The sequence below is a fragment of the Amycolatopsis anabasis genome, from assembly GCF_009765355.1.
GTDB lineage: Bacteria > Actinomycetota > Actinomycetes > Mycobacteriales > Pseudonocardiaceae > Amycolatopsis > Amycolatopsis anabasis.
On the sequence record NZ_VTHK01000012.1, the window covers coordinates 137,347 to 162,394 of the forward strand.

25 protein-coding genes and 1 tRNA gene are annotated in these 25,048 nt (G+C 68.7%); 9 read left to right on the top strand and 17 right to left on the bottom strand.

The window, feature by feature from the left end:
- Positions 1–75: 75 nt before the first annotated feature.
- The 8 genes from FXO23_RS17925 to FXO23_RS17960 all read right to left on the bottom strand — a co-directional run bounded on the left by FXO23_RS17925 (position 76) and on the right by FXO23_RS17960 (position 8,622).
- Positions 76–843, bottom strand: a complete 768-nt coding sequence (locus tag FXO23_RS17925) for an ABC transporter ATP-binding protein (protein WP_158886299.1) — start codon at positions 841–843, stop codon at positions 76–78.
- Entirely contained in the window at positions 840–1,880 is a 1,041-nt protein-coding gene (locus FXO23_RS17930) for a FecCD family ABC transporter permease (RefSeq protein ID WP_218952086.1), read from the bottom strand. Before FXO23_RS17930 ends, FXO23_RS17925 begins: the two co-directional genes overlap by 4 nt.
- Positions 1,877–2,938, bottom strand: a complete 1,062-nt coding sequence (locus FXO23_RS17935; protein WP_158886301.1) for an ABC transporter substrate-binding protein — start codon at positions 2,936–2,938, stop codon at positions 1,877–1,879. The genes FXO23_RS17930 and FXO23_RS17935 overlap by 4 nt, the downstream gene beginning before the upstream one ends.
- Positions 2,939–3,197: 259 nt before the next feature.
- Positions 3,198–4,415, bottom strand: coding sequence for an MAB_1171c family putative transporter (locus FXO23_RS17940; protein WP_158886303.1), 1,218 nt, complete (start codon positions 4,413–4,415; stop codon positions 3,198–3,200).
- The gene (locus FXO23_RS17945) at positions 4,415–5,056 is read right to left on the bottom strand and encodes a hypothetical protein (protein WP_158886305.1); all 642 of its coding nucleotides are present in this window, start codon (positions 5,054–5,056) and stop codon (positions 4,415–4,417) included. The genes FXO23_RS17940 and FXO23_RS17945 overlap by 1 nt, the downstream gene beginning before the upstream one ends.
- 1,233 nt (positions 5,057–6,289) lie before the next feature.
- Complete coding sequence (locus tag FXO23_RS17950; RefSeq protein WP_246257477.1) at positions 6,290–6,955, bottom strand: hypothetical protein; 666 nt, start codon at positions 6,953–6,955, stop codon at positions 6,290–6,292.
- A gap of 50 nt (positions 6,956–7,005) precedes the next feature.
- Positions 7,006–7,464: a hypothetical protein gene (locus FXO23_RS17955; RefSeq protein WP_218952087.1), complete on the bottom strand. Its 459-nt coding sequence runs from the start codon at positions 7,462–7,464 to the stop codon at positions 7,006–7,008.
- Positions 7,465–8,370: 906 nt separating this feature from the next.
- Positions 8,371–8,622, bottom strand: a complete 252-nt coding sequence (locus FXO23_RS17960) for a DNA-binding protein (protein WP_158886311.1) — start codon at positions 8,620–8,622, stop codon at positions 8,371–8,373.
- Positions 8,623–8,821: 199 nt separating this feature from the next.
- Between FXO23_RS17960 and FXO23_RS17965 the strand changes: the two genes are divergently transcribed.
- Together FXO23_RS17965 and FXO23_RS17970 are read left to right on the top strand one after the other, a co-directional pair.
- Positions 8,822–9,502, top strand: coding sequence for a helix-turn-helix domain-containing protein (locus FXO23_RS17965; protein ID WP_158886313.1), 681 nt, complete (start codon positions 8,822–8,824; stop codon positions 9,500–9,502).
- Positions 9,503–9,505: 3 nt separating this feature from the next.
- Positions 9,506–10,870, top strand: coding sequence for a site-specific integrase (locus FXO23_RS17970; RefSeq protein WP_158886315.1), 1,365 nt, complete (start codon positions 9,506–9,508; stop codon positions 10,868–10,870).
- Between the two features lie 77 nt (positions 10,871–10,947).
- On the opposite strand, the gene FXO23_RS17975 is transcribed toward FXO23_RS17970, so the two are convergent.
- The 7 genes from FXO23_RS17975 to FXO23_RS18005 form a co-directional block, all read right to left on the bottom strand.
- Positions 10,948–11,020: transfer RNA gene (locus FXO23_RS17975), tRNA-Ala, on the bottom strand.
- A 77-nt stretch (positions 11,021–11,097) separates the two neighbouring features.
- The gene (locus tag FXO23_RS17980) at positions 11,098–11,613 is read right to left on the bottom strand and encodes a YbaB/EbfC family nucleoid-associated protein (protein WP_158886317.1); all 516 of its coding nucleotides are present in this window, start codon (positions 11,611–11,613) and stop codon (positions 11,098–11,100) included.
- An 8-nt stretch (positions 11,614–11,621) separates the two neighbouring features.
- Positions 11,622–12,005 (bottom strand): YbaB/EbfC family nucleoid-associated protein, encoded by a 384-nt coding sequence (locus FXO23_RS17985; protein ID WP_158886464.1) that lies wholly within the window; start codon positions 12,003–12,005, stop codon positions 11,622–11,624.
- A gap of 62 nt (positions 12,006–12,067) precedes the next feature.
- On the bottom strand, positions 12,068–13,144 hold the full coding sequence (locus FXO23_RS17990) for a C40 family peptidase (protein ID WP_179956802.1): 1,077 nt from the start codon (positions 13,142–13,144) through the stop codon (positions 12,068–12,070).
- Positions 13,141–13,482 carry a hypothetical protein gene (locus tag FXO23_RS17995; RefSeq protein ID WP_158886318.1) on the bottom strand — a complete coding sequence of 114 codons (342 nt, stop codon included), beginning with the start codon at positions 13,480–13,482 and terminating at the stop codon, positions 13,141–13,143. The genes FXO23_RS17990 and FXO23_RS17995 overlap by 4 nt, the downstream gene beginning before the upstream one ends.
- Positions 13,483–13,610: 128 nt before the next feature.
- Positions 13,611–14,393: a DsbA family protein gene (locus FXO23_RS18000; protein WP_158886320.1), complete on the bottom strand. Its 783-nt coding sequence runs from the start codon at positions 14,391–14,393 to the stop codon at positions 13,611–13,613.
- A 4-nt stretch (positions 14,394–14,397) separates the two neighbouring features.
- Positions 14,398–14,913, bottom strand: a complete 516-nt coding sequence (locus tag FXO23_RS18005) for a MauE/DoxX family redox-associated membrane protein (protein WP_281356549.1) — start codon at positions 14,911–14,913, stop codon at positions 14,398–14,400.
- Between the two features lie 68 nt (positions 14,914–14,981).
- On the opposite strand from FXO23_RS18005, the gene FXO23_RS18010 reads away from it, so the two are divergent.
- From FXO23_RS18010 to FXO23_RS18020, 3 genes are all read left to right on the top strand, one after another.
- A complete protein-coding gene (locus FXO23_RS18010; protein ID WP_158886324.1) occupies positions 14,982–15,806 on the top strand; it encodes a glutamate ABC transporter substrate-binding protein in 825 nt (274 codons plus the stop codon).
- Positions 15,803–18,226, top strand: coding sequence for an ATP-dependent helicase HrpB (hrpB, locus tag FXO23_RS18015; protein ID WP_158886326.1), 2,424 nt, complete (start codon positions 15,803–15,805; stop codon positions 18,224–18,226). Before FXO23_RS18010 ends, hrpB begins: the two co-directional genes overlap by 4 nt.
- Before the next feature lie 283 nt (positions 18,227–18,509).
- On the top strand, positions 18,510–19,259 hold the full coding sequence (locus FXO23_RS18020; protein WP_246257480.1) for a PLL family lectin: 750 nt from the start codon (positions 18,510–18,512) through the stop codon (positions 19,257–19,259).
- Between the two features lie 32 nt (positions 19,260–19,291).
- Here FXO23_RS18020 and FXO23_RS18025 read toward each other — a convergent pair whose 3' ends face one another.
- Entirely contained in the window at positions 19,292–20,101 is an 810-nt protein-coding gene (locus FXO23_RS18025; RefSeq protein WP_158886330.1) for an ion transporter, read from the bottom strand.
- Positions 20,102–20,244: 143 nt separating this feature from the next.
- Between FXO23_RS18025 and FXO23_RS18030 the strand changes: the two genes are divergently transcribed.
- The 3 genes from FXO23_RS18030 to FXO23_RS18040 are packed head-to-tail and all read left to right on the top strand — an operon-like array spanning position 20,245 to position 23,066.
- A complete protein-coding gene (locus tag FXO23_RS18030; RefSeq protein WP_158886332.1) occupies positions 20,245–21,156 on the top strand; it encodes an ATP-binding cassette domain-containing protein in 912 nt (303 codons plus the stop codon).
- Positions 21,157–21,158: 2 nt separating this feature from the next.
- A complete protein-coding gene (locus FXO23_RS18035) occupies positions 21,159–22,268 on the top strand; it encodes an alpha/beta hydrolase family protein (protein ID WP_158886334.1) in 1,110 nt (369 codons plus the stop codon).
- Between the two features lie 3 nt (positions 22,269–22,271).
- Positions 22,272–23,066, top strand: a complete 795-nt coding sequence (locus FXO23_RS18040) for an ABC transporter permease (protein ID WP_158886336.1) — start codon at positions 22,272–22,274, stop codon at positions 23,064–23,066.
- On the opposite strand, the gene FXO23_RS18045 is transcribed toward FXO23_RS18040, so the two are convergent.
- A complete protein-coding gene (locus FXO23_RS18045) occupies positions 23,047–23,622 on the bottom strand; it encodes a TetR/AcrR family transcriptional regulator (RefSeq protein ID WP_246257483.1) in 576 nt (191 codons plus the stop codon). The two genes, FXO23_RS18040 and FXO23_RS18045, sit on opposite strands and share 20 nt — an antisense overlap.
- Positions 23,623–23,684: 62 nt before the next feature.
- Here FXO23_RS18045 and FXO23_RS18050 point away from each other — a divergent pair, with 62 nt between their 5' ends.
- The gene (locus FXO23_RS18050; protein ID WP_158886338.1) at positions 23,685–24,833 is read left to right on the top strand and encodes an FAD-dependent monooxygenase; all 1,149 of its coding nucleotides are present in this window, start codon (positions 23,685–23,687) and stop codon (positions 24,831–24,833) included.
- Positions 24,834–25,048 lie beyond the last annotated feature (215 nt).

Consider the following 25,048-nt stretch of genomic DNA (forward strand, 5'->3'; position numbering starts at 1 on the left):
ATCGGTTGGGGTTGGGCCAAGGCCCACGAAACACCAACGTTCTTGTCGATCAGCCGAAGCCATTGACGTCCCCGATCAGCCGAGCGGAGACAGGATGAGATGCGGGCGGCCGGTGCGCGGATGCGTGGTGATGTCCGCGTCCACCGCGAACACCGAACGCAGCAGGGCCGGGGTGAGGACCTCGTCCGGTGGGCCGCTCGCCACGATCCGCCCCTCCGCGAGAACCTGAAGGCGGTCGCACCAGCCCGCCGCGAGGTTCAGGTCGTGCACGGCCATCACCGTGGTCAGCGCCAGTTCCCGGACCAGGCGCAGCAGGTCGAGCTGGTGGCGCACGTCGAGGTGGTTGGTCGGTTCGTCGAGCACCAGGACTTCCGGCGACTGGGCCAGCGCGCGGGCGAGCAGCACGCGCTGCCGTTCGCCGCCGGACAGGGTCGCGTAGTGCCGGTCGGCCAGCGCGGTCGCGTCGACCCGGTGCAGCGCGTCGGCGACGATCGCGCGGTCGGTCCTGGTCTCGGCGGCGAAGGGGTGTTTGTGCGGGGTGCGGCCCATCGCCACCATTTCCCGCACGGTGATGTCGAAGTCCGATCGGGTTTCCTGCGGTACCCCGGCGATCCGGCGAGCGGCCTCGGCGGGGCGCAGCGCGAGTACGTCCACGTCGTCGAGCCGGACCTGGCCCGACTTCGGGCGCAGGTGCCGGTAGATCGTGCGCAGCAGCGTGGATTTCCCGCCGCCGTTCGGCCCGACCACGCCGCAGACCTCGCCCGCGGAGACGAGCACGGACGCCCCGGCCACGATCGTTTTCCCGGCCAGTTCGACGTGGATGTCGTCCAGTCGCAGGCTCACAACCCGGTCTCCGACAGTCGTCGCCGGGACATCAGCAGCAGGAACACCGGCGCGCCGATCACCGCGGTCACGATCCCCACCGGGATCTCCTGGGGCGCGAGCACCGACCGCGCGGCGAGATCGACCAGGATCAGGAACCCGGCCCCGGCCAGCGCGGCCGCGGGCAGCACCTTGCGGTGATCGCTGCCCACCAGCAGCCGCACGGCGTGCGGCACCACCAGCCCGACGAAGTAGATGGACCCGGACAGCGCGACCATCACGCCGGTGACCAGCGAGGTGGTGCCGAACAGTTCCCGGCGCAGGCGGCCCGGCGGGACACCGATACTGGCCGCGGTTTCGTCGCCGACGAGCAGCGCGTTGAGCCCGCGGCCGCGCGCCAGCAGCGCCACCAGGCCGAGCGCGAGGGCCGCCGCGGGGATGCCGAGATCGGCCCACCGCGCGCCGGAAAGGCTGCCCAGCAACCAGAACAGCGCCGAATTGGTCTTACCGGGATCGTCGGCCTGCAGCACCAGGAAGTTCGTCACGCCGAGCAGCGCGTGCCCGATCACCACACCGACCAGCAGCAGCCGGGTCGGGGCCAGCGCGCCACCGCGCCGGGACAGCAGGTACACCACGGCGAACGTGCCCAGCGCGCCGACGAATCCGGCGAGCGCGTGCGAGGTGACGCCCCAGAAGTTCAGGCCCACCACGATCGAGAGCACCGCGCCGACACAGGCGCCGGAGGAAATGCCCAGCAGATAAGGATCCGCCAGCGGGTTGCGCACCAGGGCCTGCGCGGCCACGCCCACCACGGCGAGCCCGGCGCCGACCAGCGCGGCCAGCAGGACCCGCGGCAGCCGCAGGTTCCACACGATCCCGTCCTGGGTCAGCGTCCAGCCGCCCGGATCGCCGAGCCCGGTGATCCGGTGGAACAGGATCCGCCACACCACCCCCGGGGCGACGGTCACCGAGCCGTAGGCGATCCCGGCGGTCGCGGCGGCCAGCAACACCACGGCCAGGGCGGCGAACACGAGCGCGGTCCGGCGCCGCGCGATCACCTGACCTGCCCCGGATGCAGCTGGCGCGCCAGGGAAACCACCGCGTCGGCGTTGCGCACGCCGCCGTTGGAACCGTCCTCGTAGACCAGGCGCGCGAACCGGCCCTGCTTGACCGCGGTGGTCCCGGCCAGGCCGGGGAAGGTGCGGACGAAGTTCTCCGCGGCCGCGAAATCCGCGTCCGTTTCGGCCTGGTTCCCCTTGTCGTAAACGATCAGCAGGATCACCTGGGGATCGCGGGTGGCGACCTGTTCCCAGCTGACCTTCTGGTACGGCTTGTCCAGATCGGCGAAAACGCTGCGCCCACCGGCGAGCGTGATCACCGCGTTCACGGCCTGCCGGTTTCCCGGCGCGTACGGGGTCTGCGTGCCCTCGTCGAATTCGAACGGGAACACGCTCACGGGCGGGACTCCGCCCAGGGCGCGTGCGGTGTCCCCGGTTTTGCGCCGCATCTCCCCGATCAGGGCCTGCGCCCGATCGGGGACGCCGAAGGCCGCACCCAGGTTCTCCAGATCCCGGAACACCAGATCGAGATCGGCGCGCGGGCTGGTGGTCGCCGCCGGGCAGGACGTGCTCAGCGCCAGGTACGACTGGACCCCGGCGTCGGCCAGCTCCTGCTGCTTGGTGGCCCCGTCGGCGTCGAAGTTCGACGCGAAACCGCCGACCACGAAATCCGGCTGGGCGCCCAGCAACTGTTCCCGCGGCACCGGTTTGTACGAACCGGGCGCGTAACTCCCGGCCAGTTTCGGCAACCGCTGGGCCGCGGCGTCGAACCCCGGCGGAAGGGTGGCGATTTTCGGGGGCGAGCCGATGCCGACGATCCGGTCCTGCACGCCCAGCCAGAACAGCAGTTCCAGCACGCTGGTGGTCAGCGCGACGACCCGCTTCGGCGGCGCGGTGAACTTCGCCTGCCTGCCACCGCAGTCGGACACCGCCGTCGGCGGGTAGTTCGCCTGCGCGGCGTCGGGATCCGAGGCGGTTCCGGACGGTCCGCCGCACGCGACGAGCACCAAGGACAACGCGGCGATGGTCGTTGCTACCGCGCAGAATCGTGTTCGCACCCCTGTCCCCCACGGTGTGTGTCGTTCGTCCGGCGAGCGTGCCACGCAGGCGGTCACACCAACAATGGGCAGAGGTCTCGCCGTTGCGGCCGGAAGGCCCGCTAGTCGCGGGCGTGAGCGCGCGCAGGCGTGTGGCTTCCGACGAATGGCCACGCCCTGAGACTGAAGGGAACGGGCCTACGTTGCGAGTACCTATGGTAGCGGTGTGTGATTGGTGCGTCTACCGAACCGGCGGCTTAAGGCGGCGTTGCGCCGCCGGCTACTCGGTAGGTCCGGGGAAGCTGAAGCTGGGCTCGGCGCGTAGCTCGTGGAGCAGGGCGCCATTCCGGATCAGCGCTTGCACGCGCCGGAGTGCGTCGGCTTCACCGTGCTGATGTGGTTCTGGGGGCTCGAGCACGCTCGGAGGCGTGGCGGTGTCGCGACATCGGTGGCCCGCCTTATGCGCGGCGAGCGCGGTAATGAGTTCCACAGCTTCAATGAAGGTGTTGCTATCTGTCTTGTTCAACTGACGTTGCGCCGCCTGTTCCTCGGCCCAGTTACGTATCTCGCGAGGACAGTAGGCGCGCAGGGTGAACTGCCAATCCCTGATCTCGATGATGCGCCGGTGAAGCACGTAGGCCGGGCGGATGATCGCCCACAGCAGGGCGCCGCCATAGCGGCTGGTGTTCAGGATCTTGTCCGGGTCGGCGACGGAGAGTTGCCGCCATAGCGGAGCGAGCGTGTAGACGGTGCGCAGACTCCACAGCCAGCGGCGCAATTTCGCCGTCGGCGAGGACCACGCGGTCCATGCGATGCCAGCGGCCATGAAGACGAGGCATACAGCCCCGATGGCTCCCATCGCTGAATTCGAGAACACCGGCGATACGATGTGACAGGCGGCGAGGACGCCTTTGATCATGCCCCACGTGGTCCAGACCAGGGCAACAATCGCACCCGCCATCTCCAGTTGGAGCCCGACGAGTGCCCAGCGGGCCAACGGTGTCTCGCGGACGTAGCCCCGCACGATGACCAAGAACTCGCCTGCGGCGGCGGAGATGAACCCGAGATACAGCAACTGGTAGACCATTACCTGCGGCTTCGCACCGTAGGACGTGACGAAATCATGTGCCGGGCCGGCGTCCACCGAGAGCATGAGTTCGACCATTGCGACCGTGCAGCACGCCAGCAGGATTCCGTACCAGCGGGCGCGGCGGCGCGCACCCGCGGAATGGAAATGGAACCCGAGAATCTTAATCATGCAGTAGGCGGCGGCCATCGCCAGGACGTTGCCCACGAGAAAGGTGAAATGCGGCCACGGTTCCAGCCCGGATTCAGCCATCAGTTTCAGCGTCTCCGGCGAGGCAACGGCCGTCGAGGCCCCGCCGAGCGGCAGCACCGCGACCACGTATCGGAACGCCGGAACGGTCGGCCCGGATTTGGTGAGAAGCTTGCACGCGGCGGCCACGAGAGCCACCAGGAACACGGCGTACTCGGCCATCAGGGGCGCAAGGTGCAGGATTGACTACGGGGCACGAACAGCGCCTGGAGAGTGTCAGCCGGGTCGACCTCGAAGGATTCGGTGAGGGTGGCACGGCACGCGCCCACGCCGGTCATGGCCACCGAGGCGAGGATCTCGACCGCACGCTCTTCGCTGGTGCCATAGACGTTGCGCCCGAGATAGCCCTGCGCGAGAGCAGGATCGCGCCCCGGTAGCAGCATCTCCAGGGCCGCGCAGTCCAGGAGAAGCTCGTTCCCGACTTGTCCCTTGGCGGTGACTGTGCGCGTGGCCGCGGTATCGCGCGGGACGCCGGGCATATCGTGGAAGTAGGCAAGGTGGCCGAATTCGTGCAAGAAGCAATGCGCGCGGTGGACTGGCGTGAGCCCGGCCGCGACACAGACGAAGTCGACGTCGGGATAGCGGACGACCGCACCGCAGGTCCTGCGGGCCAGATGCGGGGATTCGACGAGTTCGATCGGCCGTCCGCGCCGTAGTTCTAGGCCCGCGAGCATCGCGTCGAGAAACCCGTCCAGTGAGCGGTTACCACTGACGCACCGCTCGCGCGGGTTGGGATCCGCCTGGACCAGGTCGTGGATCGTCTGCTTGGCCAGCCGGCGGAGCCTCCGGTCGCCTGCGGTCATGTCGATGTCCTCCCCGGGATTGAATCGCCGTCGAGGCCGCGCTGGATAGCGGGCCTTTCGGTGAAGGACACGGGGCATGAAATCGGCTTCTCGAGCGGAACGGTCGGCGGTGTCGACGGCGAGGCCCCAGGAATCCGTTGGTGACACTGCCGTAGAGAAAGATCCCACGTCCGCATGTCCATGGCCGACAGCCGTATCCGGTGGTGCCGGACACGGTGCCGGAATGGCCACGCCCTGAGACTGAAGGGATCGGGCCGAACCACATAGCCGCAGTTGCTGCGCTACGTGGAGTTTTGCAAAGCGAGTCGGAAACTTGCAAGGGTCCGGCGCAAGTGGCCAAACCAATGCGCGTTTGGCCTACCGGCCATGCGCCGGCACGTCGTTCGCTTGCGCGCGCGCCGATAGGCCTTCGGCTCTTGGAGACTTATATGGCCCCGGTGTTTCCAGGTGACGGGTCCGCAACCCCCGCACTCCACCAGGGCGTGTGCTCCACCTTTAGTTGCACACAGGCCGTACGCGACGCGACGCAAGCACCTGCGGCAACACCTACGGCCACACATGGAAGTCGATCCGATAAAGGGAGCTCGGCGGAAGTCAGGGTCCGCCCCGGGCTGAACTGGTGCCGCGCCCTCGCGGTTCGGGCTGGAAGCCCAGCGAGCTCACCGGCCGACCCGGTCTCCGCCACGCCTTACACCGTGCTGTCGCAACCAAAGGTTCCCCCCTTGCCCTAACGACGGTCACTCTCCGCAATATTGAGCATCGTTCCCGGATCCCGGCGTCGACGCCTGCTCAACGCCGGGGAGTTGTCCGACCGCTCCGGTCACGATGCCCGAGAGCTAACCACAAATATGACCGAGAGTCACGAGAAGGCCGATTCTCGCCCGGAATATTACTCCAAACAGGTGTATATCAGTTACGGATAGCGGCCAATCTTACTTGTCGGCGCGGGTCCGCCGAAGATCAAAGGTGGGTGCCCACCTACGGACCGCATCGCCTCGGTCACCATTGGCAACCCGGACGCGACAGACCAAGACTGAAGCCGAGCACTCAACGTGACCAAGGCTGCTGACCGCGCTGAGGCTGCGACTACGGGGAACGCCGCCGACCTCGGCTTCCATGCCACTTCAAGCTGGGCTGCTCGCCAACGTTGCCGAACTACGCGGCCGACTGTGCGCGGCCTGCTCGCCCGCAACTGCGCACGCTCGCCGCCCGCCACCCATCCCGCGGTCGTCCTCAAGACCTTCGAGCGATGGTCACCGAATGAGCTCCACTATCTGGTGGTCCGATGAGGGGGTAGCTCCACCAGGTATGCACCCAGTCGCCTACCTGCCATCCGAGTGGCGTTACCCGCACCGGAAGACTCCGTTTGCCGACCGAGGTCGGCGGCCGCGCAGGACGCTCCAGTTGATCGCCGTCTTCGAGATTGGGGTCCGGTTCGATCACCTCGGACCAGTCAGTGGTCAGCAGTGCGGCCGCAACTTCCCAAGCTTCATCACTGAGGTGACCAACTACTCCAGCGCCACACAACACCAACGCCAGTTCGCCGTCGATATCTTCCAACTCCATGTCCAGACACAGGGGGTAGCCCAGCCCTGCCAGTTGGTGTTTGGCCTCCCAAATATCGGCCAGTGCCGGGGCACCGAACTGCTTTCGTCGCTCGAACAACTCCGGCTGGCCATGATGAATGGATTCGTAATCGATATGCGCGCACACCGTACGCGCCTGTCGAGAGATCGCCCAGGGCGACACTGACGGCCACACATGGAAGTCAATCTGCCGGGCAAGATCATCAGCAATCAGCGTCTGACCAGGATCCAAGCGTCCGCCGCATTCTCCCGGCGCCGGGGTGAAAACTAGCTCTGACCGCTCGCCATCAAGCCAAACCTTGAATTCTTCCACGCTCAAATCTCCCCTCTACAAGACACACCCCGACAAAGGCCGCCACCCGTTCATCGAGCACCGTGCGAATCCTGTGAGATCCAGTGCTCGTTCCAAATGGTCACCGGCGGGTCGAGTCTTCCAGCCGAGAGGGCGGCAGCCTGCACAGTCACGTTTACGACTTCATCGACTAATGCCGCCGCTATCGCCGCGGCACCGCCCTCCGTCGCGGCGTTCATCACATAAACGGTGGGACAGCGTCCATCGAAGCCAGCAACAAACTCCCAAGGACTAAATTCAGTGATTCCATGCACCTTCTCGCGACCATCGGGCGGGGTCACCCATCTAACCAGTAACGCGTCGGCGAACCCTGTCGAGACAATGGACAGAATTTCAAGAACCAAATCGAGTCTGGCCGGATTGTCGAACAAGGACTTCAAAGACGCCGCTTGAGCATAAAATTGGGCATGCTCAAGGTGGATTACAGCGTCTTCGAGGTCACGAGCGTCCCGCCAATCACTCAGATCCACTAACGACCCACCCGCACATGCCACTGCGAGCAACAAATTACGCATCACAACCAATGGATCGGCAAACCCTTGCCGAGCATGGAGCCGCCACGATTGAAGCGCAGAGCGATGTGCTTCCAAGAAAGAGCGAGCCAAACCTGCAGCTGCCGCAACACTAGTAATACGACGAAAAGGGTTCCACCAACAGGTTTGCGAACCACCATTAGCGCCTTGCAGGTCAAACGCAAAGACAGGGCCAACCGTGGATCGAATCGAAGCCGTTCGTACCCACGGTTCCGAAATGCCCGAGACCACGAGAAGCGCTCCCGGCGCAGACGCCACCTCTCGGATATCACTAGCCAGCACTATCCCCGGCGGGGGCTCGCCTCCGACGAGCCATTCCGCAGGCACACCACGCCCATCCGTCAAGCTTCACTCCCGACGCTCCAGCCAATGTCAACGACATCGACGTGAACTCGCCGTCCGGATGGGCATCACGGCAAGCGCTTGCTGTCTCTCCCCGCCGGTTACCCTAGATCATCATCCACGCAGAGTCATCATTGACCCGCCACCAAGCAGCCCTGTATCACCCAAGTGGAGCAACAGCGGTAACTCTTGGTGGTCGGGCTGGTAAACGCGGGTCCCAGACCGAGCCGGGGCACAGGTCGGGTTCGTCGGTGACTTCAAGCTGGGCGCCGTCCGGAAACACCGCAAGCGCCGGGATTGCCAACCGATGGTGACGACCCATAGGCGCGGTCAAGGCTGTGCTGATGTACGGCAACCATCGCTCTCGGACCCGGTTCACCGGAGCCCTCGCGGGAGTTGCGGCGTCCAGTTCGGGCGGGATCCGAGGGATGAGCCGCGGTGTCCACGCGGCGACCGTTGCCATGCAGGCCCCGCCTAAGCATGACCGCGATGCGATCACGCTTAGGCGGACATGAGATCGATAATTGATGCGGTGACCACGCGGATGGATTCGCCGGCGCGGTAGAACTTGGCGGGAAACTTCCGTTTGGGGTCCCCGCAGCCGTTCTCCTCGTCATTAATGAGCGCATACGCGTGTGAGGGCGAGATGCCCAGCGCCGTTGCCGCTTGGTCGACCGAGACGTTCGCCGGCCATGCCTTCAGTTCCTCCAGGGTCGGCCTTTTCTCGTCGGATGCTTCCTTCGCCGCGGTCATGCGATCATCTCTCCGACGTGCGAGGGTGCGATCTGCCCTACTGTCCGCGCCCGGTTCCCTAGCACGCGGCGAGGCTTGCCTGTCACCACGTCCATCTTCTACCCCCCTGCGGGATCTGACGTGCTGTCGCCAACGAGGTGTAGTGTCGTGGAATGATGTGTGCTTGTCAAACAAGCACACAAAGTGGCAGACTGCGATCGTGACACCACCGCAGGCAATCGGCGCAGTGATCGGCGACAATCTACGCCGCCTGCGGGAGCAGTTGCAGTTGACCCAGGAGGAGGTCGCGCAGCTCGCGCGTGCGCACGATCCGGCGTGGGACCGCCGGAAGGTCGAGGCGATCGAGAACGGTCGCCGGCAGGGACTTCGTGTGGAGGATCTGCTGGTACTGGCGACCGCGCTCAACGTGGCCCTTGGCGAGTTCGCCGCGGGAGAGGGGGAAGTCAGGCTTTCCGAGCACCGGATCGTGGGCCGCAGCCTGATCCGGGCAATCTTGCGCGGCGACCACGTTCGCCAGGACCTGAGCGATCTGCCCTCGGGCGCGAAGCGGGCGGAACTGTTTCGTGCGCGGGATCAAATCGCGGCGGCGGAAGCGGCGCTGCACCCGGCGCCGGTCGACGCCGATCTGGTCCTTGCCGCGAGACTTGGCGTCGCCCCGCAGGTAGTCCTGGACTCCGCGTATGCGCTCTGGGACAAGACACTGACCGAGGAGCGCGACGCCAGGCTTGGCGATCGCGAGCAGCCGGAGGCCGGCGACCGCAAAGCCCGCCGGAACAAGACGACGCGTGAGCTTTCCGCGCTCATCGAGGCGGATCTCCGCGAGCGTGGAATCAAGTTCTCCTCTCCCGGAAAAGGAGGGAAGTCCACGAGGAAGGAGTAGCCTTTGGCCAAGAAGGCATCCACTGCCAAACCGGATCCGATCAAGACGATAACCCACAAGAACGGACACCAGGTTTATCGGTTTGTCCTGGATTTGGGTAAAGATCCCATCACCGAGAAGCGTGTTCAGAAGACCTTCACGTACGACCCGGACGACGGCTGGGACAAGAATAAGGTCAAGGACGAATACAAGAGGATCAAGAAAGAGGTCAAGTCACCCAAGTACATCACCCCTACGAAAGTCACCGTCGGCGAATGGCTCGACAGGTGCGTCGAGGAGGATGCAAAACATGTCGAACTGCACTCGCAGGAGAGGAACCGGAATACCGTACGCCCCGCCAAGGAGTGTTACGGGGAAAAGCCGTTGTCGGAGTTCTCCGAGCAGGACATGGACGACCTGGTGGAGTGGATGCTGAGATCCGGCCGCAAACGTGGCGGCGAGCCCGGCACCGGACTGAGTGTGACGACGGTGCAGATGACCATCAAAGCCGTCCGGACCTACCTGAGGAGGGCCAAGAATCGGGGCTATCTCGACCGCAACGTCGCGGAGGAGACGAAGATCCCGCTCTGGGCCCGCCGGGCGGACGCTGCGCGCAAGATCGAGAAGAGGAAGGAGCATTGGACGACGCCGATGGTGCGGACCTACCTCAACAGCATCGCGGGGCACCGACTGGAAGGCCCGATCCTGCTAGGGGTGATGGGCATGGGTCCCGCCGAGGTGTGCGGGGTGCGGTGGGACGAGGACGTGCGGCTGAGCAAGCACCTGCCGACCTGTCCCGTGCTCGATCCGTGGGCGGTCCGGGGCACGGTCATCGATCTGGAGGAGGGAGAGAGTTGCTGCGTGCTCAACGGCCTGGATCGTGAGCCACCGATGATCAACGCGGGGGCGAACACCCGGACGACGGTCTGGACGGAGCACGGTCGCGTGGTGGACGAGAAGCCCGGCAAGACCGAGTTTCGCAACCGCTGGCTGCCGCTGCCGCGGCGAGCCGATGCCGCGCTGAACCGGCTCTACCGTCGGCAGGAACGGGAACGGCAACGCGCCGGGTCGGCATACGAGTACTCCGGCTACATCCTCGTCGACGAGTCGGGGCGGCCGCAGGAGACCGACTGGCTGCGGCGCCAGGCGCAGGGACTGATGATCGCCGCAGGGGTGCCCGTGATCGAGTGGTACTGGGCACGCCACGTGTGTCTGACCTACCTGGAGATGACGGGCGTGCCGAGCTCCATCGTGAGCGCGTGGGCCGGGCACGCCCTCGGCAGCCGCGTCACCAGGAGGCACTACGTCATCCCGCAGGTCGACCACCTGTTGCAGGGAAAGGAGAAGCTCGACACGCTGCTGGAGATCGGTAGTGAAGACCGTTTGTGAGATTCTGTGAGACGCTAGGATCATGACCTGCGTCTGCAGGATCTGAAAAAGAGGCGTTGAGCTGGAACTTTCTTCTGTGGAGCTAAGGGGACTCGAACCCCTGACCCCCTCACTGCCAGTGAGGTGCGCTACCAGCTGCGCCATAGCCCCGAGTTTTGAGGTGAACTCATCACCTCGTAGGTACATACGGTACATGACGGCCCGGCGCAGCCGCACGGGGGGTCGGGTCAGCGGTCGGAGCGTAGCGAAGCGGGATCGAACGAGTACACATCGTCATCTTCGGGGGCCGGGGCGGGGGTTGGGGTGCGGCGTTGGGTGCCGCGCAGGCGCAGTTCCCGCTGCCGTTGGAACTCCTCGACCGTCATGCCGGGGTCGTCGTCCTCGGCGCGGGCGGGGGCGGGCATACCGGACAGTTGTTCGATCGCGTAGGTCAGGTCCTCGCCGAGCAGCAGGGCGACCTTGTTGTAGCTGTTCTGGGTGGCCTCGCGCATGGCGACCTCGGCGACCTCGACGATCAGCTCGCCGAGCCGGGCCGGCCCCCAGTTCACGGCGGCCGGGGCGAGCCACAGCTTCTGCAGCTTGCCGCGGGCGTCCACGGTGACCTCGATCGTGTTGTCCCGATCGTGGGCCGTACCGGTGGCGCTCGCCATCAGGTCGTGGACCTGGGCGAAGGCTTCCTGGCGGGCTTCGGCGTCGGCGATCAGCTGCTTGGTGGTCCGCACGATGGGGACTTCTTCGACCATCGGCGTGCTCACCTTCCGTACCCGGGCATCGGGGGCGCGTCCTCGTCGTCTTCCGGGATCGGCTCGTAGCCGAGCGAGCGCAGGTGCTTCTCACCGCTCGGCCCCAGCACGGGCGCGAGGGCGTGGTACATCTGGTCGCCCGCCCGGCGGGTCGCCCGGTTCGCCAGGTGCATGATCTGCTCGGCGACCGCCTCCGCACCGCTGCGCAGCGCGAGGGGGGTCAGCTTGACGCTGGTCAGCATGCCACCGGGGTTCACCTCGACGCGGATCGCACCGTCCGGCGCCTCCGCCTTGCCGGAGATCCGGCCCATCCGGGCGAACTGCTGCCCCGCGCGTTCCGCCGTCCGATCCACCTGCTCGGACATCCGGGAGATCTCCCGGTCGAAATCCATCTCCGCCACCTGCGGCCCTCCCGTGTCCGTTGCGCAGGTTATCGCTCGTCGAACCGGGGGAATTACCCGGTGGGGCGGTAGAAACCGATGAACTGCTGGCCGGCGTTCGTGGTCCGGATCGGGCCGATCTGCACCGGGTCCCCGGCCTCGATCATCTGGCCGTTGCCGACGACCATCGCCACGTGCCCGGACCACACCACCAGGTCGCCGGGCAGCAGCTGGTCCTGCGAGGGCACCTCGGCGCCCACCGTCTGCGTCGCCGCGGTGCGCGGGATGGTCAGCCCCGCCTCGCCGTACGAGGTCATGGTGAGGCCGCTGCAGTCCAGTCCCTGGCCCCGCGCGGTGCCGCCCCACACGTACGGCACGCCGAGCTGGGAGATCGCCGCGCGCACGGCCTTCGCAGCGGTCTCGTTCGGGGCCTTCACCGTGCTGCCGTCGGGCAGGTTCACGTCCACGCCGGTGCCCGGCTGCGGCGGGATGGCCACCGGCAGCCGCGGTTTGGAGGCCCGGCCACCGCCGCCTCCCCCACCGCCGCCGCGTCCGCCGCCACCGCGGTTGAACGAACGCGGCGGCGCACTGCCCGCGCTGGACGTAGTGGTCGACTGGCGGCCCCCGGCGGACAGGCTCGACGCGATCTGGGTCAGCACGCCGTCGGCCTGGCGGAGGTTCGCGGCGACGTCGATGTCGAGCCGCCGGCCGAGTTCGGTGAGCCGGTCGACCAGCATCTGCCGGGCGCCCGCCGGATCGGCCTGCTTGACCGACTGGATCGCCGACATGATCTGGGTGGCCTCGCGCACGAACTCGTCCAGCTTCTGCTGGTTCGTCGTCTCGGCGATCTTGAGCGCCTCGGTGGTCTTCTCCACCGCGCTCTGGATCTCCTGGCTCTGCCCCTTGACCTGCTCGAGCGATTTCTCCAGGTTGGCCGACGCCCCGGTCGCGCGGTCGGTGGTGGCCCCGCCCGAGTTGTCGGCCAGGTACGCGCGCTGGGTCTGCGCGGTGCCGCCCGCGTTGCTCAGCGCGAGCTGGGTCTGCCGGTGGCCCTGCGAGGCGTCGGTCAGCCCGCTCGCGTTGTGCCGGATCTTGAGCGTCGCCTCGTTCGCGTTCCGCGCCAGGACATGCAATGCGCCATGTTCAGTCACGCCAGGTCCTTACCCAGATCGCGCATCACCTGCTGGTGATCGCCTTCGAGCACGTCGTAGTTGCCCTGCGTCCGGCGCGACGCGTCGGCCATGTCGCGCCAGTTGCCGCCGAGCTTGCGGATGTCGTCCTGCAAACCTTGCATGCGACCGCGGTAGGCGTCGGCCAGCCCGGTCTCGTGGCCGAGTTCGCCGAACCCGTCGCCGTCCACGTCGGCGTGCGGCGCCAGGTGCTTGTCGACCGCGCCCCGCACCTCGTCCCCCAGCGGGTCGATCTGCCGGGCGTAGCTGCCGTAGGCGCCCTCTTCGACGTGGAAACCCTGTCGTGGTGTGCCGTCCACTTACCCCTCCTCTGACCTGGAGTGCGACGTGCCCGCTCACCGCGCGGTTCCCCTCGGACACGCCGGGTTCAGACTAAACCACCGGGGACGCCCACACGGGTGAAAACGGCCAGATCAGACGGCCGCGGCTAGCCCCGGTTCGCGGCGATCAGCTTGTCCAGCCAGCCGGGGTCCCCGAGCTCGACCCGCTGGCCGTTCGCCGTCACGGTCGGCGTGCCCTTGAAGTTCGGGTCCTGCTGGGTCTTCTCGAACTCGCTGATCAGCTGCTGGTTGTAGACGCCGTTCTGCACGCTCGTCGCGAAGTTCGGATCGGTGATGCCGACGCGCTTGCCCAAATCGATCAGCTGGCCCTTGTCGTACCCCCGCTTGCCCTCTTCGGGCTGGGCGGCGAACAGGCTGTCGTGGTACGCGGTGAACTTGCCCGCGTCGGCCGCGGCCAGCGCCGCGTTGGCGGAATCCAGCGAGTACCCGGGCGGGTCCGACGCTTCGACCAGCATCGGCACCATGTGGTAGCGCACCTTCAGATCGCCCGCGTTGATCTTCTCCTCGAGCTTGGCCCCGTCCCGCTTCTGGAACTGGCCGCAGGCCGGGCAGAGGAAGTCCGCGTACACGTCGACCGTGGTCTTCGCATCCGGTTTCCCGGCGACCACCACGACGCCCTCGCGCTTCTCGACGACGCCCGCCGCGACGGTCTGCCCGGACTTCGGGTCGATGGTCTGCCCCTCGGTCTTGTTCTTCGAGGAGTTCGTCCAGATCACCCCGCCGATCACCGCGGCGGCGAGCAGCACCACGCCGACGACGGCGACGATCACCTTCGTCTGGTTGCCGCCACCGCGGGCCTGCGCCACGGCCCGCGAGCCCGCGGTCTCCTGCTGGCGCCGCTTGCGCTCGGCGCGCTCCGCTCCACCCACCTGATCAAGTCCCTTCCGGTTCACCCGAGTACTCGTCGCGCGCGGGCCGGTTCCAGCCGAGCCAGCCGTCGAGCGAGAACAGTGTGCGCGGCCGCACGGTCAGCCATCCGGCGAGCAGCAGGTAGCCGACGTCGCGCAGGATTTCCTGCGGATACTCGGTCTGGCCGGCCGCGACCTGGCCACCCCCGCCGAGGCAGCCGCAGTCGATGGTCAGCCCGCGCGCCCACGCCTGCGCGATCGCCGCGATGAACGCGAGCAGCATCAGCACGGACACCGCCGCCGCGAACCGGGTGGCGAGCCCGGCGAGCACGACCACCCCGACCACGAGTTCGAGCAGGGGCATCGTGGTCGCGACGAAACCGACCAGGCTCCCGGGCAGGATGTCGAAGGCCCGCACGGCCACGTAGGTCTGGCCGGGGTCGCTGAATTTGACCGCGCCGTAAATCAGCCACATCGCGGCCAGACCCAGTCTGACCAGCGTCCCGATGATGTCGAGTGCCTTGGGCGACGGTCGGCGCACAGGCATAGGCTATCGGGCGGCCTTAAGAACGCCGTGAGGTCATCCCACCGCCGGGAGGGGAGACGCCGATGCGGTTCATCCGAATGTTCGTATCGTTCGTCCTGCTCTGCGGCGGTGTCGCCTGCTCGTCGGGGGCGAGTGAGAATTCGGTGATCACCCGTGCGGAGGACACCGGAAAACTCACCATCGGCATCCGGTTCGACCAGCCGGGCCTCGCCGAACGCACGGTCGACGGCCGGCAGGTCGGCTTCGACGTCGACGTGGCCCGGTTCGTGGCCGGTGAGCTGGGGGTGAAAGCGAAGGACATCACCTGGCGGGAGACCAGCGCGGCGACCCGGGAGAACGACCTCACCTCGGGGGCGGTGGACCTGATCGTCGCCGCGTATTCGATCACCGACCGGCGCAAGCAGGTGGTGGCGTTCGCGGGCCCGTACTTCACCACCGGGCAGGATCTGCTGGTCCGGTTGTCGTCGACGGACATCACCGGCCCGGAGGTGCTGAACGGCCGGAAACTGTGCTCGGTCACCGGTTCGACCCCGGCGCAGAAGGTGAAGGACCGGTTCGCGCAGGCCGTGCAACTGGTGGAGTACCCGCGCTATCCGGACTGCGTGACCGCGCTGCTGGCCGGGCAGGTGGACGCGGTCACCACCGACGCGGCCATTCTCGCCGGATATGCCGCGCAGAATCCGGAACTGCTGCGGCTGGTCGGTCACCCGTTCTCCACCGAGCGCTACGGCATCGGGCTGCGCCTGGGCGATCCCGAGGGCCAGGCGAAACTGAACGACGCGATCCGGAAAATGATCTCCACCGGCGTGTGGCTGAATTCGCTGAAAGCCAATATCGGGCCGTCGGGTTATCAACTGCCGCCACCGCCGGAGGTCAACGAGAAGTGAAGCTGCCCGATCTGCCGGTTCGGGAAGTGCTCGGCGAACTGGGCGCGGCGCTGGACGCCCACGGCACGGCGGTGCTGGTCGCGCCGCCTGGCACCGGGAAGACCACGGTCGTGCCGCTCGCCCTGGCCGAACGCGTCCGGGGGCGGATCCTGGTCGCCGAACCGCGGCGCCTCGCCGCGCGGGCCGCGGCCGCCCGGATGGCCGCGCTGCTGGGCGAACGGGTCGGGGAAACCGTCGGCTACTCCGTGCGCGGCGACCGGAAGGTTTCCGCGCGCACCCGGATCGAGGTGGTGACCTCGGGCCTGCTCGTGCGGCGACTGCAGGGCGATCCCGAACTGCCCGGAGTCTCGACCGTGCTGCTGGACGAATGCCACGAGCGGCACCTGGACGCCGATCTGCTGCTGGCGCTGCTGCTCGACGTGCGCGGTGGCCTGCGGGACGACCTCACCCTGCTGGCGACCTCCGCGACGGTGGCCGCGGACCGGCTGGCCACTCTGCTCGGCGAGGCCCCGGTGATCACCGCGCGGGCCCGCGCCCACCCGGTCGACGTGCGGTACTCCCCGCCCGCCCGGAACGAACGCGCCGAAGCCTGCGTGGCCCGGGCCATTCGCACCGCTTTGTCCGAAGTAGACGGTGACGTGCTGGTGTTCCTGCCCGGGGTGGGGGAGATCTCGCGGGTGCACGCGTCGCTTTCCGATTTGCCCGATGTGGACGTGCTGCCGATGCACGGCAGGCTGCCCGCCGCGAAGCAGGACGCGGCGCTGCGGCCGGGCGCGCGCCGCCGCGTGGTGCTGGCCACGGCGGTCGCCGAATCCAGCCTCACCGTGCCCGGGGTGCGGGCGGTGGTGGATTCCGGGCAGGCCCGGGTGCCGCGCGTCGACCACCGGCGCGGGCTGCCGGGCCTGGCCACCGTGCGGGTGTCCGCGGCGGTGGCCGAGCAGCGCGCCGGGCGCGCCGGGCGCGAGGCGCCCGGCGTCGCCTACCGCTGCTGGGCGCGGCACGATCAGGCGAGCCTGCCCGCCTACCCCGAGCCGGAGATCCGGACCGCCGAACTGGCCCGGCTCGCCCTGGAACTGGCCTGCTGGTCGACGCCGGACGGGAGCGGCCTGGCGTGGTGGGATCCGCCCGCCGAGGGGCCGCTCGCCGCCGCTCGCGCCCTGCTGCGCACGCTGGGCGCGACCGGCGGGGACGGCGAGGTCACCGCGCGGGGGCGCGCGATGGCCGGGCTCGGCCTGCATCCCCGGCTGGCACGGGCACTGCTGGACGGCGCCGCCGAGGTCGGCGCCCGGCCCGCCGCGGAGGTGGTCGCCCTGCTCGACGCCGGGGGTTCGCTGACCGATGTGGACGCCGAACTGCGGCGCCTGCGCAATGCCACCGACGAGCCCGCCCGGCGGTGGCGGCGGGAGGCGGACCGGCTGGCCGGGCTGGTCCCCGGTGGCCCGGACCGCCCCGATCCCGCGCTGGTCGTCGCGCTGGCGCATCCGGAACGGCTCGCGCGGCGGCGCGGACCCGGGTCGCCGGTGTACCTGCTGGCGGGCGGCACGGCCGCCGAACTCCCGCCCGGGAGCGGGCTCGCGGACGCCGAATGGCTGGCCGTCGCCGAAGCCACCCGGGATCCCGGGCGCGCGCACGGCGTGGTCCGCCTGGCCGCCCGGGCGGACGCCGAACTGGCGGCCCGCGCGGCGCCGAACCTGGTGTCCGATGTGGACGAAGTGGCGTGGCGCGACGGGGACGTGACCGCCCGTTCGGTGCGCCGCCTGGGCGCGATCGTGCTCGCCGACCGGCCCCTGCGCGATCCCGATCCCGGCCTCGTGCGCACGGCCCTGGTGGCGGGATTCCGCAAGCACGGCACCGAGTTGCTGCCCTGGCCCGCCGAGGCGATCCGGCTCCGCGAACGCCTGTCCTTCCTGCACCGGGAAGTCGGGGCGGCCTGGCCGGACGTTTCCGAACCGGCGCTGGTGTCCACAGTGGAGGAATGGCTGGCCCCGGAACTGGCCACCGCCCGGCGGCGGGCCGATCTCGCGCGGATCGACACGGCCGCGGCGCTGCGCAGGCTGCTGCCGTGGCCGGAAGCCGCCCGCTTCGACGAACTCGCCCCCGATCGGCTCGAAGTCCCCTCCGGTTCGCGGATCCGGGTGGACTATTCGGGGGACGTGCCGGCGCTGGCGGTCAAACTGCAGGAGACCTTCGGCTGGGCCGAAACGCCGAGGATCGCGGCCGGGCGGGTTCCGGTCGTGCTCCGCCTGCTCTCCCCCGCGGGGCGCCCCGCCGCGGTCACTTCGGATCTGGAGTCCTTCTGGCGCAACGGTTATCCGGCCGTTCGCGCCGAACTTCGCGGCCGCTACCCGAAGCACCCGTGGCCCGAGGATCCCTGGGCGGCCACGCCGACCCGGCACACCACCCGGCGCGCACGCGGCTGAGGCGAAACCGCCGAAATCGCGCGGAGCAAGAATTATCGGCACGAGATGCTGAGGCTTCAACTCACACTTTCGATTCGCGAAAACAGCCACCTGGCGCATTAACGAAAGCTATCTCCGGAACCCTCCGTCGCCCACCCGGCCCGCCTACTGCTCGAAACGAGGGTTTTTCCCTTTCCGGCAAGCGAAAACGGGAATCAATGCTAGCTTCCCAACCAGGGATCCCTCATTGACCGCAAAAAAATACCGAGGAGTTGTAATGCGAAGACGGGCGTTAATCACCATCTTGATTGCCGTATTCTCGGTAATCGCGCCACTCGGCACCGCCACCGCCGGGCAGCAGCCGAACGACGACGTGGTCGTCAACACCTGGTCGGGCTGGGAGGATCTCGGCGGCGTCCTGACCGCGGGCACCGCCGTTTCGTCGTGGTCGGCCAACCGGCTCGACGTCTTCGGCCGCGGCACCGATTCGGCGCTGTGGCACAAGTGGTGGAACGGCAGCAACTGGTCCGGCTGGGAAAGCTTGGGCGGCAACATCATCGACAATCCGGCGGCGGTCTCCTGGGGCCCGAACCGCATCGACGTCTTCGGCCGGGGCACCGACAACCACCTGTGGCACAAGTGGTGGAACGGCAGCGCCTGGTCCGGCTGGGAGGACCTCGGGGGCGTCATCACCGCGGGCCCCGCGGTCTCGTCGTGGTCTTCCGGGCGGCTGGACGTGTTCGTCAAGGGAACCGACAACCACGTGTACCACAAGTGGTACAGCGGCGGCTGGTCCGGCTGGGAAGACCTGGGCGGGGTCATCATCGACAACCCGGCGGCCGTTTCCTGGGGCCCGAACCGCATCGACATCTTCGGCACCGGAACCGACAACCAGCTCTACCACAAGTGGTGGAACGGCAGCAGCTGGTCCGGCTGGGAGGGCCTCGGCGGGGTCTTCCTGCACAACCCTTCGGCCGTTTCCTGGGGTTACAACCGGATCGACGTCTTCGTCGAAGGCACCGACAACCACCTGTACCACAAATGGTGGTACTGATTTCCGCTAGGTGAACCGCCCTGCTCGCCCGGTCAGTGGAGCAATTCGTGCTGGGGCCGGGTGGGCAGGGCTTGGGCGCGCTGTTCGTAGTCCTCGGGATCTTCGTCCTCGTGCAGCCCCATCTGCACCGCCTGCCGGATCTGTTCCCGGTTCTCCCGCACGACGTGCGCGAAGAACTCGTCGATCCGCGGATCGGTGAGGACTTCCAGGGTGATCCGCATGACCGTGTCGACCACCGTGCGCACGATCTCGTCGTGGAACGGCAGCCGCGACAACCGGCCCGCCTGCGGGTCGTTCTTGAGCTTCTCGGTGACGATCGTGCGCAGCATGGTCTGGTTCTCGCTCAGCGACCGCGCCAGGTTCTGCGGGTAGTTCCCGGTTTCCAGCACCTTGACCACCTCGTCGAGCACCGCGATGGTGATCGGTTTCTTGATCGCCAGGACGATCGGCCGGGAAAGCCGTTCGACGAGCCGCTGGGTGAAGAGTTCGCCGAACGCGCGATCGGCCGTGCGGGCGAGCCGGACGAGCACCGCGATGATCCGCAGCAGCCGGAAACCGCGCAGGGCGGGATGCGCTATCGGGATCATGCCGAGGATCTCGTACCAGTTGCGGAGCGGGAACTTCGGTTCCCAGCGGCGTTTGCGCCAGCGCCACAGGAATTCCAGGAAGAAGACCCCGCAGATGCTCGTGTCGATAATGAACACCCGATGCGCGGTGGCGTCGGAATGCGGAAAGAAGGTGACGTAGAGGAGCAGGCCCACGGAGAAGATCGCGAGCACCAGCATGGCCAGGTCAAGCGGGCTGACCCGGCGTCGCCGGGGGCTCGAGGCGCCAGTGGTCATGCGCCGCATTGTGCCTGCCGGTGGACACGGACGCCGCACGAACCCTGACGAAAGTAAGGGATGACCGCGGGCCAAAGTGCGCTGTGGACACCCCGCTCCGGTTTCTAGCGTGCTCATGACACCGCGAAAACCAGGAGGGGTTCATGATCACGCTTCGGTCACTGACCAAGCGGTACGGGGAGAAAACGGCGGTCGACGAGCTGACCTTCGACATCCCGAGCGGAAAGGTCACCGGGTTCCTCGGTCCGAACGGCGCCGGGAAGTCGACCACCATGCGCATGCTGCTCGGCCTGGACCGGCCGACCTCCGGCGAGGCGCTGGTCAACGGCAAGCGGTACGCCGAACTCCGGCATCCGCTGCGGGAGGTCGGCGCGCTGCTGGAAGCGAAGGCGCTGCACCCGGGCCGCAGCGCGGGCAAGCACCTGCTCGCCATGGCGCGCAGCAACGGAATCCCGGCGAGCCGGGTCGACGAGGTGCTCGGCACGGTCGGCCTCACCGGCGTCGCGGGCAAACGCGCCGGGCAGTTCTCGCTCGGGATGGGGCAGCGGCTCGGCATCGCCGGCGCGCTGCTCGGCGATCCGGGAACCCTGCTGTTCGACGAGCCGGTGAACGGGCTCGACCCGGACGGGGTGCGCTGGGTCCGCCAGCTGATGCGCGCGCTGGCGGCCGAGGGCCGCACGGTGTTCGTGTCCAGCCACCTGATGAGCGAGATGCAACTGACCGCCGATCAGCTCGTGGTGATCGGCCGGGGCCGGTTGCTCGCGGACGCACCGGTCGACGAGTTCATCGCGGGCAATTCCGAAGCGCGCGTGCGGGTCCGCGTGCCCCGGCCCGCCGACCGGGCCGCGCTGGCCGGGCGGCTGCGCACCGCGGGCGCGGTGGCGGAGGACCACGGCGGCGAGCTGACCGTGCGCGGCGCCTCGGTCGAGCAGGTCGGCGATCTGGCCCACGAGATCGGCGTCCGGTTGCACGGCTTGGCCGAGCACCGGGCTTCGCTGGAGCAGGCGTACATGGAACTGACCGCGTCCTCGGTCGAGTACGGCGCGGGGGTGTGACCATGCGTGCGCTGGTTGTTGTCCTTGGTGTCCTCCTCGGCCTGCTCGGCACCGCGGTCGGCACCGCCGCCCCGGCTCGGGTCGCGCTCCCCGCGCCGTCGGGTCCCCTGCCGGTCGGCACGACCACCCTGGACCTGGTGGATCCCGCGCGGGCCGATCCGTGGCGGCCGGAGGAACGGCGGGAACTGCTCGTCTCGCTGTGGTATCCCGCGCTGCCGGGCGGAAAACCCGCGCGGTACGTGACCCCGGCGGAATCCGCGGCGACGGTCGAAGCCCTCGGCATCCCCCTGCCACCGGATACGTTGACCCGGGTCCGGGTGGCCGCCCGGGCCGAGGCTCCCGCGCTGCCGTCGCCGCGCGGGTGGCCGCTCGTGCTGCTCTCCCCCGGCGCCGGGAACAGCCGCAATACGCTCACCGCGCTGGCCGAGCAGTTGGCGTCGAAGGGTTTCGTGGTGGCCGGGATCGACCACGCCCACGAGGCGAACAACGTCGAATTCCCCGGTGGCCGGATGCTGACCTGCCTGCCGTGCGGGATGACGAACCCGAACCCGTGGCCCGCCGCGACGGCGAACCGCGCGCGGGATGTCTCGTTCGTGCTGGACCGCTTGCTGGCCCGGAATTCCTGGTTCATCGATCCGTCCCGGATCGGCATGGCCGGGCATTCCGCGGGCGGATCGGCGACCGCGGCGGCCATGGCCGCCGATCGCCGCGTCCGGGCGGGCGTGAACTTCGACGGCCCGCTGTTCGAAGTGCACGGCCTGGATCGCCCGCTGGCGTTGCTGAGCAGTCCGATCGGGACGGAGTCGTTCGGCGACACCTGGCGTGCGGCCTGGCCGGAGGTGACCGGCTGGCAGCAGTGGCTGCTGCTCACCGGCAGCGGGCATTCCTCGGCCACCGACAACGGCGTGCTCGTCGACCGGCTGGGCCTGCGCGACCGGCTGCCGCCGCGGCTGATCGCGAACCAGTACGGCGACATCGATTCCGGGTACGCGCTGGGGCTCGCGCGGGACTACCTGACCGCGATGTTCGACCACCACCTGCGGGGCATACCGAGCCCGCTGCTGGAAAACCCGACCGCCCGTTATCCCGAACTCCGGAAAGTGCAGGGCTGAACCATGACCACGACCACCCTTCCCGCCCGCACCGGCGGCGGTCTCACCGGCGCCGTGCACGCCGAATGGACGAAGTTCTGGTCGGTGCGCTCGACCTGGCTGAGCCTGGCCGCCGCGGCCGTGCTGATGATCGTCTACGCGGTGGCGGTGGCGTCTTCCATCCGGTTCGGCGCGGACGACGCGATGGCCCCGCACGAGATCGCGATCGGCGGCAGCTTCTACCTGTCCCAGTTCGCGGTGCTCGCCGTGGCCGCGCTGTTCATCACCGGCGAGTACGCCAGCGGCAGCATCCGGTCCACCCTGCAATGGGTGCCGGTGCGCGATCGGATGCTGCTGGCCAAGGGCATCGTGCTGGTGCCCGTGCTGTTCGTGTTCGGGCTCGTGCTGGCCATGGCCGGAATGCTGATCGCGCAGCCGCTGCTCGGCGGCCTCGGCCGGACGACCACGGTGCCCGCGGCCCTGCTCGCGATGACCGGGATGGGCGCCTACTTCGCGCTGCTCGGGCTGCTCGCGCTCGGTGTGGGCGCCGCGGTGCGCAGTACCGCCGGGGCGATCACGCTGGTGTTCGCGATCCTGCTCGCGCTGCCGATGGTGTTCGCGCCGCTGGGCGGTGAGGCCATCCTGGGCTTCTTCCCCGGGCTCGCCGGAACGAACGGGATGGTCGGTTCCGGGCAGCAGAACCCGGTGTTCCACACCCCGTCCCCGTACGCGCCGTGGATCGGCCTGCTGATCTGCGCGGTGTGGTCGGCGGTGAGCCTGGCGGCCGGGCGGATGGTGCTCACCCGGCGGGATGCCTGAGGATCGCGGCGAGCAGGTCGCGGGTGCTCCGGGTCAGCTCGGCCAGGCTGGGCGGGCTTTTCGACCCGGCACCCGCGACCGAGTCGAAGATGAGGCCGTCGCACCAGGTGACCAGCATCCGCGCGTGCCGTTCCGGCTCGGCCGAACCCACCCTGGCCAGCACCTCGGCGGCGCGCACGCGAAGCGCCTGGCCCGCCCGGTCGTAGATCGCGCGCAGTTCCTCGCGGCGCGTGGCTTCGAGCGCGAACTCGTAGCGCGCGATCATCCGCAGCCGCCCCGCGGTGATCGCGCCGTGCACGAACCGCGCGATGTACTCGGCGAAACCCGCCACGTCCTCCGGGGGGTCCAGCTCCACGTGGTCCAGTTCGACGATCCGCGCGACGGCCAGTTCCAGCAGGGCCAGCCGGGTGCGGGCGTAGTACGAGGTGGATCCCGCGGGCAGCCCCGCCGCCCGGTCCACCGCGCGGTGGGTCAGCCCGCGCATCCCGTCCCGCGCGATCACCTCGAGCGCGGTGTCGCCGATCAGCGCGATCCGGTCCCCGGTAACACCTGCCACATCCCCAGCCTAACCGAGTCTCTACAGGGGTAGAGTTCTCTACAGACGTAGAGGAGGCGGCCGTGGCACATGCGGTGGTGGTCGGCGGCGGGATCGGCGGGCTGAGCGCGGCGATCGGGCTGCGCAAGGCGGGCTGGCGGGTGACCGTGCTGGAACGCGCGGCCGCTTTCGAGGAGATCGGCGCCGGAATCTCCTTGTGGCCCAACGCCTTGCGCGCCCTCGACGAGCTCGGCGTGGGGGCGCGGCTCGCTCCCCTGCGGGTCTCGCACGGCACCGGCGGCATGCTCGACCGGCGTGGCCGGGTGCTCACCCGGGTGGACGGCGAGCAGTTCGCCCGCTTGCTCGGCCGCCTGCTGCTCCCGGTCCACCGGGCCCGGCTGCTGGACATCCTGCGCGCGGCCCTGCCCGCCGGCGCGCTGCGGTCCGGCGTCGACGTCACCGAGGTGACCGCCGACGGGGTGGTGCGCTGGGAGGGCGGCGAACTGCGGGCGGACCTGGTCGTCGGCGCGGACGGAATCCACAGTGGACTCCGATCCCGGCTGTGGCCCGCGCATCCGGCCCCGGTCTACTGCGGCTCCACCGCCTTCCGCGCGGTGATCGACTGGCCGCGGCCGCGGGACCTGGCGGGCACCATGGCCCCGGGCGTCGAATTCGGCCTGATGGCGCTGGCCGAGGAGAAGGCGTACTGGTACATCTCGCTGGTCAGCCCGCCGGGCGTCCGGCACGCGGATCCGAAAGCCTTCCTGCGCGAGCGGTTCGCCTCGTTCCACCGGCAGTTGCGGGACGTGATCGAACGCACCCCCGCCGAACGGATCCTGCACCACGACCTGTACTGGCTCGCCACCCCGCTACCGTCCTATGTGCACGGACGGGTCGTGCTGCTCGGCGACGCGGCGCACGCGATGCCCCCGTTCCTCGGCCAGGGCGGGTGCCAGGCCATCGAGGACGCGGTGGTGCTCGCCGCGCTCGCCGCCCGGTCTGCCGAGGTGCCGGATCTGCTCGCCCGCTACGACGCACAACGCCGCCCGCGCAGCCAGACGATCGCCACGCGATCCGCGCGGGCGGGCAAGGCCGGTCCGCAGCTGACGAATCCGCTCGCGGTCGCCGCACGCGACACCGCCCTCCGGCTGCTGCCGTCGAGCCTGACCGCGCGCGCCGCCGCCGCGATCGCCGACTGGACCCCGCCCGTCGTGAGTGTTCCGGCCGGTTAGAACGGGCTCTCATTTGGTCACCTACTTGTGACCTGGCGTTTCCGTTCGACGAGCCCGCACTTAGCCGACACAGTGCGAAACCGCGCGGGTGGTGGTGCTCGGAGGTACCCAATGCGGCGTTCGGTACCTTCAACGCCCCGAAAGCCACACTGGTGTCCTCCGGGTACCGGAACGGGGAACACACGCGACCAAGGACGAGGGGACTCGCCGCGGGT